Origin of the sequence: Mycobacterium sp. (genome assembly GCF_019243155.1) — a bacterium.
Taxonomy (GTDB): domain Bacteria; phylum Actinomycetota; class Actinomycetes; order Mycobacteriales; family Mycobacteriaceae; genus Mycobacterium.
In genome coordinates this window covers 1-10,760 of record NZ_JAFAUS010000504.1, presented here as the reverse complement: position 1 = coordinate 10,760, position 10,760 = coordinate 1, and the positions used below count along the sequence as shown (strand labels likewise).

The window sequence follows — 10,760 nt, the reverse complement described above, 5'->3', positions numbered from 1 at the left end:
GACCAGCTTGCCGAACAGGCGCAGCAGCACCTCGTCGCCCGGCGTCCAGTGCATTCCGGCCTTCTCGCGCACGGCGGGCTCGAACAGCCCCGCCGCGATCCAGCGCTGACCGGCCACCAGCGGTTTGAACAGTTGGTCCCAGATCGGGGTGGGCATCAGCACGAACTTCGGTTTCGGGATCCGGATCTGGAAGATGTCCAGGGTCGCCTGGTTGACTTCCAGCACCTCACGGCCGACCCGTTCCCAGTACTCCTGAAACTCTTCCCAGGACTTCGGAACTGGGCGCATGCTCATCCCGTACATCCGGTACCACTGCACGTGCTCGTCGAACAGTTGCCGCTTCTCGGCCTCGGTCAAGCCGCCGCAGAAGTACTCGGCCACCTTGATGATCAGCATGAAAAACGTCGCGTGCGCCCAGTAGAAGGTTTCCGGGTTCAACGCGTGGTAGCGCCGCCCCTCGGCATCGGTCCCCTTGATGGTGCGGTGGTAGCTCTTGATCTGCTGACCGGTCTGCGCCGCGCGATCGCCGTCGTAGACCACGCCCATGATCGGGTAGACGGACCGCGCCACCCGTTGCAGGGGCTCGCGCAGCAGGATCGAATGCTCCTCGACACCGGCGCCGAGTTCCGGGTACATGTTCTGGACCGCCCCGATCCACACGCCCATCATTGCCGTGCGTAGATCCCCAAAATACTTCCAGGTCAGCGAATCTGGTCCGAGCGGATCCGCGGGCGTAGTCGATATGCCTGTCATCGCGACCTCCTGCACCAATTGCGCTCACGATAACTTTGACAACGGGCGTTGTCTACGATTTCGGCCGCCCGCGCGGCATGGTGTTACCGAGCTTCCACTTCGGGGTGCCGCCGCCGTGATCAGGCCGTTTGTTTCAGGTGTGACGCAAACGGCAAGGCCGTCGTTGCCTGCTTGAAGAAAAACGAAATAACCTGGCCGGGTGGAACTTGCGCGGCGCGATGCGGACCCGGGCGAGCCCCAGGAATCCGTGACTACTGACACGCCACCCACTCCACGGCAGTCTCCGGTCTACGGTGCGACGCAATGGCTGCACAGCCGAAATCAGAGCCCTGGGGCGGTCGCCTTGATCCGGCGTGCGCGACGGCTGTTGCCCGGGGACCCCGAGTTCGGCGACCCGCTGTCGACGGCCGGCGATGGCGGACCGCGCGCCGCCGCCCGAGCCGCCGACCGGCTGCTGGGCGACCGCGACGCGGTGTCGCGCGAGGTGAGCCTTGGTGTGTTGCAGGTGTGGCAGGCGCTCACCGAAGGTGTCGCCCGACGGCCCGCCAATCCGCAGGTCACGCTGGTCTTCACCGACCTGGTCGGCTACTCGACGTGGTCGCTGGAAGCCGGCGACGAGGCCGCCCTGGCCTTGCTGCGTCAGGTGGCACGGGCCATCGAGCCACCGCTGCTCGACGCCGGCGGGCACATCGTCAAACGCATGGGCGACGGCATCATGGCCGTTTTCGGCGATCCGACGGTCGCCGTGCGAGCCGTGGTGGCCGCCAAGGAGGCGCTGCGATCGGTCGAGGTCGCGGGTCACACGCCGCGGATGCGGGTGGGAATCCACACCGGGCGGCCGCAGCGGCTGGCCGCGGACTGGCTCGGTGTGGACGTCAACATCGCGGCGCGGGTTATGGAACGGGCCACCAAAGGTGGAATCATGGTCTCGAGCTCGACGTTGGATCTGATACCACAAAGCGAGCTGGATGCGTTGGGCGTCGAGGCCAAACGCGCACGTAAATCGGTATTTGCGCCGAAGCCCGCCGGTATACCCGCAGACCTGGCGATTTATCGCTTAAAGACTCTTAAGGACTTGACAGCCTCCGATGACACAGCCGAAACAAATGCGTAGCGATAATGGATGGCAATGTTAGGGGGCATCCTGTCCCGGCTCGCCCGGGTCCAGTTCACCGTGGGATATGCGGCGGTGTTGCTTGCCATCAGTTGCGCGATCCTTTGGCTGGGCCCGCACTGGCATGACGTGATCGTCCAGCACGCCAGCACCAACCTGCACAACCTGTCCCGCGGGCACCTTGGAACCCTGTTGGGCAGCGCGCTGATCGTCGACGCCGGCCCGCTGTACTTCTGGCTGCCTTTCCTGACCTGCCTGCTCGCACTCGCCGAGTTGCATCTGCGGACCATCCGGCTGGTCGTCGCGTTCGTCGTCGGGCACATCGGCGCGACGCTGGTGGTCGCCGCCGCTTTGGCCGCGGCCGTCGAGTTCGGCTGGATGCCGATGTCGATCACCCGGGTCAGCGACGTCGGCATGAGCTATGGGGCTTTGGCGGTGCTCGGAGCCATGACCGCGGTGATTCCTCCGCGCTGGCGGCCGGCTTGGGTTGGCTGGTGGGTGTCGGCGGGTATCGCGTCGGCGGTCATCGGCGGCGACTTCACCGACGCCGGTCACACGGTCGCCGTGATCCTGGGCGTGCTGGTTTCCCTACGGTTCCAGCAACCGATCCACTGGACGCCGGTGCGGCGCATGATGCTCGTCGCGTCCTCGGGCTTCGGTTTTCTGGTGCTCGCCCACCACTGGGGGACGATGGCCGCGGCGCCCGCGTTCGGTGTGCTGGGCGCCTTCGTCGCCTACAAGGTCGCCCAATTCGCCGCCGCCCGCAGTGCGCCGGTGCTGCCCGCCGAGGGTCCGGCCGATCCGCTACCGGCCACGGCCGGCTAAGCGCCTCTCGGTACGCGACGCTTCGTAAGTGCGAAGCGCCCGCAGGGCGGCCGGCACCGAATCACTATGATCGTCACTCGACCCGTGCCGCGGGCAGCCCGAACAGTCTCGTCAGCAAGGAGAGTGTCGCCGCGTGGGTGATCAACTCGTCGACCTGTCGCCGGAAGGCTTGGCCAAAGCGGTCAGCGCCGCCCGGCAGGCCTTCGCACTCGCCGACGATTTGGACACCCTGGCCCGCGTGAAGACCGAGCACCTCGGCGACCGCTCCCCGCTGGCGTTGGCGCGACAGGCTCTGGGTTCGGTCGCCAAGGACGAGCGCGCCGACGCCGGCAAGCGCGTCAACGCCGCACGCGGCGAGGGCCAACAGGCGTACGACGAACGGCTCGCCGTGCTGCGCACCGAGCGCGACGCGGCCGTGCTGGTCGCCGAGCGTATCGACGTCACATTGCCGTCAACCCGGCAGCCGCTCGGCGCCCGGCACCCGATCACGATATTGGCGGAGCACATCGCCGACACCTTCATCGCAATGGGCTGGGAGCTGGCGGAAGGCCCCGAGGTCGAGACCGAACAGTTCAACTTCGACGCGCTCAACTTCCCCGCCGATCACCCCGCGCGCAGCGAGCAGGACACCTTCTATATCGCCCCGGAGAACTCCCGCCAACTGCTGCGCACCCACACGTCGCCAGTGCAGGTGCGCACCCTGCTGGCCCAGGAGCCGCCGGTCTACGTCGTCTCGATCGGCCGCACGTTCCGCACCGACGAGCTCGATTCCACCCACACGCCGGTCTTCCATCAGGTCGAGGGCTTGGCGGTGGACCGCGGCCTGTCCATGGCTCATCTGCGGGGAACGCTGGACGCGTTCGCACGCGCCGAATTCGGTCCGGAAGCCCGCACCCGGATCCGGCCGCACTTCTTCCCGTTCACCGAGCCGTCGGCCGAGGTCGACGTCTGGTTCGTCGGCAAGAAGGGCGGGGCCGGCTGGGTGGAGTGGGGCGGCTGCGGAATGGTGCATCCAAACGTGTTGCGGGCGGTGGGAATCGACCCGGACGTGTACTCCGGCTTCGCGTTCGGCATGGGTCTGGAACGCACCCTGCAGTTCCGCAACGGAATTCCGGACATGCGTGACATGGTCGAAGGCGACGTCCGGTTCTCGCTGCCGTTCGGGGTGGGTGCCTGATGCGCGTCCCCTACAGCTGGCTGCGCGAAGTCGTGAACGCCGGCGCGGGCGATTGGGACGTCACCCCCGCCGAGCTGGAGCAGACGCTGATACGCATCGGCCACGAGGTCGAGGAGGTGCTCACCCTTGGCCCGGTCGACGGCCCGCTGACGGTGGGCCGGGTGGCCGACATCGAAGAGCTCACCGAATTCAAGAAGCCGATCCGCGCCTGCCTGGTCGACGTTGGTGAAGACAAGCCGCGCGAAATTGTCTGCGGGGCAACCAACTTCGCGGTCGGCGATCTGGTGGTGGCGGCATTGCCGGGCACCACGCTGCCCGGCGATTTCAAGATCGCCGCCCGCAAGACGTACGGCCGAAACTCCGACGGCATGATCTGCTCGGCCGCCGAAGTCGGTTTGGGCGTCGACCATGCCGGGATCCTTGTGCTGCCGCCCGGCACGGCCGAACCGGGAGCCGACGGTGCCGCGGTGCTGGGGTTGGACGACGTCGTCTTCCACCTCGCGATCACCCCCGACCGCGGCTACTGCATGTCGGTCCGCGGCCTGGCCCGCGAGATCGCCTGCGCCTACAACCTGGCTTTCGTCGATCCCGCCGACGTGCCGCCGCTCCCGGCCAGCGGAGAGGCCTGGCCGCTGACGGTGCAGGCCGAGACGGGTGTCCGGCGGTTCGCGCTGCGCCCGGTCACCGGGATCGACCCCGCCGCCGTGTCGCCGTGGTGGTTGCAGCGCCGGTTGCTGTTGGCCGGCATCCGCGCGACCTCGCCGGCGGTGGACGTGACCAACTACGTGATGCTGGAACTCGGACACCCGATGCACGCCCACGACCGCAACCGGATCACCGGGGGCTTCTGTGTGCGATTCGCCAAGCAGGGCGAGACCGTCGTCACCCTCGACGGCATCGAGCGCAAGCTCGACCCGGCCGACGTCCTCATCGTCGACGACGTGGCGACCACCGCGATCGGCGGCGTGATGGGGGCGGCGAGCACCGAGGTGCGGGCCGACTCGACCGACGTGCTGCTGGAAGCCGCGGTGTGGGACGCGGCCGCCGTGTCTCGCACCCAGCGCCGGCTGCACCTGCCCAGCGAGGCCGCCCGCCGCTACGAGCGCGGGGTGGACCCGGCCATCTCGGTGGCCGCACTGGACCGGTGCGCCGCGCTGCTCGCCGAGATCGCCGGGGGATCGGTGTCGGACACGCTGACCGATTGGCGCGGCGAACCACCGCGCGACGACTGGTCGCTACCGCCGATCCGCTTCGCCGTCGACTTACCCGACCGGGTCGCGGGCGTGACGTATCCGCCGGGCACGACCGTGTTGCGGCTGACCCAGATCGGGGCCCGCGTCACCGACGACGGCGCCTCGCTGACCGTGATACCGCCGAGTTGGCGCCCCGATCTCCTGCAGCCGGCGGACCTGGTCGAGGAGGTGCTGCGGCTGGAGGGCCTCGAGGCCATTCCGTCGGTGCTGCCGTTGGCCCCGGCGGGCCGCGGCCTCACCGCGGTGCAGAAGCGCCGCCGGGCGATCGGCAAGTCGCTGGCCCAGTCCGGTTACGTCGAGATCCTGCCGACGCCGTTTTTGCCCGCGGGCGTCTTCGACCTCTGGGGGCTGCCGGCCGACGATCCGCGGCGCGCGACGACGCAGCTGATCAACCCCCTGGAAGCCGACCGCCCACACCTGGCCACCACCCTGCTGCCCGCGCTACTGGAAGCGTTGGTGCGCAACGTATCCCGCGGGCTGGTCGATGTCGCGCTCTATGCCCTCGCGCAGGTGGTGCGGCCGACCGAGCAGACGCGCGGTGTGGAGGTCGTCCCCGTCGACCGGCGGCCCACCGACAGCGAGATCGCCACGCTCGACGCGTCGCTGCCCCGGCAGCCGCAGCACGTCGCCGCGGTGCTCGCCGGCCTGCGCGAGCAGCGGGGCCCGTGGGGACCCGGCCGTCGGGCCGAGGCCGCCGATGCGTTCGAGGCGGTGCGAATCATCGCGCGCGCCAGCGGAGTCGACGTAACGCTGCGGCCGGCGCAGTGCCTGCCCTGGCATCCGGGCCGGTGCGCGGAAGTGCTCGTCGGGGAAACCGTGGTCGGGCATGCGGGGCAGTTGCATCCCGCCGTGATCGAACGCTCGGGCCTGCCGAAGGGCACGTGCGCGCTCGAGCTCAACCTGGAAGCGATTCCGATCGCCGAGACGCTGCCCGCGCCCCGGGTGTCACCGTTTCCGGCGGTATTCCAGGACGTCAGCCTGGTGGTGTCCACCGACGTGCCGGCTCAGGCGGTGGCGGACGCCGTTCGGGAGGGCGCCGGCGAACTGCTGGAAGAGGTCCAGTTGTTCGACGTCTTCACCGGCCCGCAGATCGGCGAGGATCGTAAGTCGCTGACCTTCGCGCTGCGGTTCCGGGCGCCGGATCGCACGCTGACCGAAGACGACGCCAGCGCCGCCCGCGACGCCGCGGTGCAGCGTGCCGCCGAAGCGGTCGGCGCAGAGCTGCGCGCGTAGCCTGTAATGGATTTGCAAACGATTGCATAACCATGCACAATCGGCGGGATGTCCGACGTATTGAAGGTGGGGGTTGCCGGTGCCAGCGGCTACGCGGGCGGTGAAATCCTGCGCCTGCTACTCGGGCATCCGGCCTACGTCGAGGGACGCTTCACGATCGGCGCGGTGACCGCCGCGGCCAGCGCCGGGACCATGCTCGGTGAGCACCACCCGCACCTGACGCCGTTGGCCGCGCGGGTGGTCGAGCCCACGGAGGTCGGCGTGCTCGCCGGCCACGACGTGGTGTTCCTGGCCCTGCCGCATGGGCATTCGGCGGCGCTGGCCGAACAGCTCGGCCCGGACACCTTGATCATCGACTGCGGCGCCGACTTCCGGCTCACCGACGCGACCGCCTGGGAGCGGTTCTACGGATCGCCGCACGCCGGCAGCTGGCCGTACGGCCTGCCGGAGCTGCCCGGCGCGCGCGAGCGGCTGCGCGGTGCCCGCCGCATCGCGGTTCCGGGCTGCTACCCGACGGCGGCATTGCTGGCGTTGCTGCCCGCGATGGCCGAGGACCTCATCGATCCCGCCGTCACCGTGGTCGCCGTCAGCGGTACCTCGGGTGCCGGACGCGCCGCCAAGACCGACCTGCTGGGCTCCGAGGTGATCGGATCGGCACGGGCCTACAACATCGCCGGAGCTCACCGGCACACCCCGGAGATCGCCCAGGGCCTGGCCGCCGTCACCGAGCGCGACGTCACCGTGTCGTTCACCCCGGTGCTGATCCCTACGTCGCGCGGGATCCTGGCCACCTGCACCGCGCGCACCCGGACGCCGCTGTCGCAGTTGCGGGCCGCTTACGAAAAGGCTTATGACGCAGAACCTTTCATTTACCTGATGCCCGAGGGTCAGCTGCCCCGCACGGGGTCGGTGATCGGAAGTAACGCGGCGCACGTCGCCGTCGCGGTCGACGAGGCCGCCCAGACTTTCGTGGCGATCGCCGCGATCGACAACCTGGTCAAGGGCACCGGCGGCGCGGCCATCCAGTCGATGAACCTGGCGCTGAATTGGCCGGAGACCGAAGGCCTTTCGGTGGTCGGAGTGGCGCCGTGACACAGATTCAAGAGGCAAGGTTGCTGCGTGAGCAGGGTGTCACCGCCCCCGCCGGGTTCCGGGCAGCCGGGATTGCGGCGGGCATCAAGAAGTCGGGCGGCCGCGACCTCGCGCTGGTCTTCAACGAGGGGCCCGACTATGCGGCCGCCGGAGTGTTCACCCGCAACAAGGTCAAGGCCGCGCCCGTGCTGTGGACCCAGCAGGTGCTGACCACCGGCCGGCTGCGCGCGGTGATCCTCAACTCCGGCGGCGCCAATGCCTGCACCGGGCCGGGCGGCTTTCAGGACACCCACGCCACCGCCGAAGCGGTCGCGGCCGCGCTGTCGGACTGGGGAACCGAGGCCGGGGCCATCGAGATCGCGGTCTGCTCAACCGGTTTGATCGGTGACCGGTTGCCGATGGAAAAGGTGCTGGACGGCGTGCGCGCGATCGTGCAGGAGATGGCCGGCGGCCTCAACGGCGGCGACGACGCGGCCCAGGCGATCATGACCACCGACACCGTGCCCAAACAGGTTGCGCTGCACCATCCGGACAACTGGACGGTCGGTGGCATGGCCAAAGGCGCGGGCATGCTGGCGCCGTCACTGGCCACCATGCTCTGCGTGCTCACCACCGACGCAGCCGTCAAGCCCGCCGCGCTCGACCGGGCGCTGCGGCACGCCACCGCCCGCACCTTCGACCGGCTCGACATCGACGGGAGTTGTTCCACCAACGACACCGTGCTGCTGCTGGCGTCGGGCGCCAGCGAGATCGCCCCGTCGCAGGCCGATCTCGACGAGGCGGTGCTGCGGGTCTGCGACGACCTGTGCGCCCAGCTGCAAGCCGACGCCGAGGGTGTCACCAAGCGCGTCACGGTGACGGTCACGGGAGCCGCCAGCGAAGACGACGCGCTGGTCGCCGCGCGGGTGATTGCCCGCGACAGCCTGGTCAAGACGGCGGTCTTCGGCTCGGACCCCAACTGGGGCCGGGTGCTGGCTGCCGTCGGCATGGCGCCGGTCACCCTGGACCCCGACCGAATCATGGTGTCGTTCAACGGCTCCGCGGTCTGCATCGACGGAGCAGGAGCCCCCGGCGCGCGCGACGTGGACCTGTCCGCCGCCGACATCGACATCACCGTCGACCTGCGGCTCGGGGACAGCCGTGCCGCCGTGCGGACCACCGACCTCTCGCACGGCTATGTCGAAGAGAACTCGGCCTACAGCTCATGATCCCGAATACCGACGCGCTCGACGCGACTCCGGCGTTGCCCACTCAGGTCAAGGCGCAGGTGCTGGCCGAAGCCCTGCCGTGGCTCAAGCAGCTGCACGGCCAGATCGTCGTCGTCAAATACGGCGGCAACGCAATGACCGACAACACGCTGCGGCACGCCTTCGCCGCCGACATGGCATTCCTGCGGAACTGCGGGGTCCACCCCGTCGTTGTGCACGGCGGGGGGCCGCAGATCACCGCCATGCTGAGCCGGCTCGGCATCGAAGGCGATTTCAAGGGCGGATTCCGCGTCACCACACCGGAAGTGCTCGACGTGGCGCGGATGGTGCTGTTCGGTCAGGTGGGCCGGGAACTGGTCAACCTGATCAACGCGCACGGGCCCTACGCCGTCGGGATCACCGGTGAGGACGCGCAGCTTTTCACCGCCGTGCGGCGCAGCGTCACCGTCGACGGTGTGGCCACCGACATCGGCCTGGTTGGCGACGTCGAACACGTCAACACCGCCGCGGTACTCGATCTCATTGCGGCACGGCGTATTCCGGTGGTATCCACCCTGGCGCCCGACGCCGATGGTGTGGTGCACAACATCAACGCCGACACCGCCGCGGCCGCGCTCGCCGAAGCGCTGCGGGCCGAGAAACTGTTGATGCTCACCGATGTCGAGGGCCTCTACACCAGCTGGCCGGACCGCGACTCGCTGGTCAGCGAAATCGATACGGCCACATTGACGCAACTGCTACCCACGCTGGAGGCGGGCATGATCCCGAAAATCGAGGCCTGCCTGCGAGCGGTCGCCGGGGGAGTGCCCAGCGCGCACGTGATCGACGGGCGGGTCAAACATTGCGTGCTGGTCGAGCTGTTCACCGATGAAGGCACCGGGACGAAGGTGGTGAGCTCATGACGAACACTCAAGAGCTGCAACAGCGCTGGGAAGCCGTGATGATGAACAACTACGGCACCCCGCCCGTGGCCCTGGCCAGCGGCGAGGGCGCCGTGGTCACCGACGTCGACGGCAGGACCTACGTGGACCTGCTCGGCGGCATCGCCGTCAACGTCCTCGGTCATGGGCACCCCGCGATCATCGAGGCCGTCACCAAACAGCTGACGACGCTGGGTCACACCTCCAACCTGTATGCCACCGAGCCGGGGGTGGCGCTCGCCGAAGAATTGGTCGCGTTGCTGGGGGCGGACGCCGCGGCCCGGGTGTTCTTCTGCAACTCCGGGACCGAGGCCAACGAGGTGGCGTTCAAGCTGACACGCCTCACCGGCCGCACGAAACTGGTTGCCGCAGAGGGGGCTTTCCACGGCCGGACGATGGGCTCGCTTGCCCTGACCGGTCAGCCGACCAAGCAGGCGCCGTTCGCCCCGCTGCCCGGCGAGGTCACGTTCGTGCCCTACGGCGACACCGACGCGCTGGCCGCCGCGGTCTGCGACGACACCGCCGCGGTGTTCCTCGAACCGATCATGGGCGAGGGTGGCGTCGTCGTCCCCCCCGAGGGTTACCTGGCCGCCGCGCGGGAGATCACATCGCGGCACGGCGCACTGCTGGTGCTCGACGAGGTGCAGACCGGAATCGGGCGCACCGGAACGTTTTTCGCTCACCAGCACGACGGAATTACCCCCGACGTGGTGACACTGGCCAAGGGCCTGGGCGGCGGCCTGCCGATCGGCGCCTGCCTGGCCATCGGGGCGGCCGCCGAGCTGTTGACGCCCGGCCTGCACGGCAGCACCTTCGGCGGTAACCCGGTGTGCACCGCGGCGGCGCTGGCGGTGTTGCGAGTACTGTCGGACGACAACCTGATTCGGCACGCCGAGGTGCTGGGCAAGTCGGTGCGCGAGGGCATCGAGAAGCTGGGCCATCCACTGATCGACCACGTGCGCGGGCGCGGACTGCTGTGGGGTTTGGTGCTGACCGCGCCGCGGGCCAAGGACGTCGAGGCGGCGACGAGGGACGCCGGATTCCTGATCAACGCCGCGGCGCCCGACGTCATCCGGTTGGCCCCGCCGCTGATCATCAGCGAGGCGCAGATCGGCGGCTTCCTCGATGCGCTGCCCGGCGTCCTCGACGCGGTAGGAGCCCCGGCATGACACGGCACTTCCTGCG

At 69.1% G+C, this 10,760-nt stretch carries 9 protein-coding genes; 8 read left to right on the top strand and 1 reads right to left on the bottom strand.

The features are described from left to right. The coding region (locus tag JOZ00_RS25400; protein WP_293349833.1) for an oxygenase MpaB family protein at positions 1 to 753 on the bottom strand (753 nt) is incomplete at its 3' end. Between the two features lie 199 nt (positions 754 to 952). Between JOZ00_RS25400 and JOZ00_RS25395 the strand changes: the two genes are divergently transcribed. From JOZ00_RS25395 to JOZ00_RS25360, 8 genes are all read left to right on the top strand, one after another. Then, positions 953 to 1,867 carry an adenylate/guanylate cyclase domain-containing protein gene (locus tag JOZ00_RS25395; RefSeq protein ID WP_293349829.1) on the top strand — a complete coding sequence of 305 codons (915 nt, stop codon included), beginning with the start codon at positions 953 to 955 and terminating at the stop codon, positions 1,865 to 1,867. 15 nt (positions 1,868 to 1,882) lie between these two features. Then, positions 1,883 to 2,692: a rhomboid-like protein gene (locus tag JOZ00_RS25390; RefSeq protein ID WP_293349836.1), complete on the top strand. Its 810-nt coding sequence runs from the start codon at positions 1,883 to 1,885 to the stop codon at positions 2,690 to 2,692. Positions 2,693 to 2,825: 133 nt separating this feature from the next. Beyond that, positions 2,826 to 3,869, top strand: coding sequence for a phenylalanine--tRNA ligase subunit alpha (gene pheS / locus JOZ00_RS25385; RefSeq protein WP_293349826.1), 1,044 nt, complete (start codon positions 2,826 to 2,828; stop codon positions 3,867 to 3,869). Next, positions 3,869 to 6,355 (top strand): phenylalanine--tRNA ligase subunit beta, encoded by a 2,487-nt coding sequence (gene pheT / locus JOZ00_RS25380; RefSeq protein WP_293349823.1) that lies wholly within the window; start codon positions 3,869 to 3,871, stop codon positions 6,353 to 6,355. The genes pheS and pheT overlap by 1 nt, the downstream gene beginning before the upstream one ends. 48 nt (positions 6,356 to 6,403) lie before the next feature. Further along, a complete protein-coding gene (argC, locus tag JOZ00_RS25375) occupies positions 6,404 to 7,447 on the top strand; it encodes an N-acetyl-gamma-glutamyl-phosphate reductase (protein ID WP_293349820.1) in 1,044 nt (347 codons plus the stop codon). Next, on the top strand, positions 7,444 to 8,655 hold the full coding sequence (gene argJ, locus JOZ00_RS25370) for a bifunctional glutamate N-acetyltransferase/amino-acid acetyltransferase ArgJ (RefSeq protein WP_293349817.1): 1,212 nt from the start codon (positions 7,444 to 7,446) through the stop codon (positions 8,653 to 8,655). The genes argC and argJ overlap by 4 nt, the downstream gene beginning before the upstream one ends. Beyond that, positions 8,652 to 9,557, top strand: coding sequence for an acetylglutamate kinase (gene argB, locus JOZ00_RS25365; protein ID WP_293349814.1), 906 nt, complete (start codon positions 8,652 to 8,654; stop codon positions 9,555 to 9,557). The genes argJ and argB overlap by 4 nt, the downstream gene beginning before the upstream one ends. Then, positions 9,554 to 10,744, top strand: a complete 1,191-nt coding sequence (locus JOZ00_RS25360; protein ID WP_293349811.1) for an acetylornithine transaminase — start codon at positions 9,554 to 9,556, stop codon at positions 10,742 to 10,744. The genes argB and JOZ00_RS25360 overlap by 4 nt, the downstream gene beginning before the upstream one ends. Positions 10,745 to 10,760: the final 16 nt, after the last annotated feature.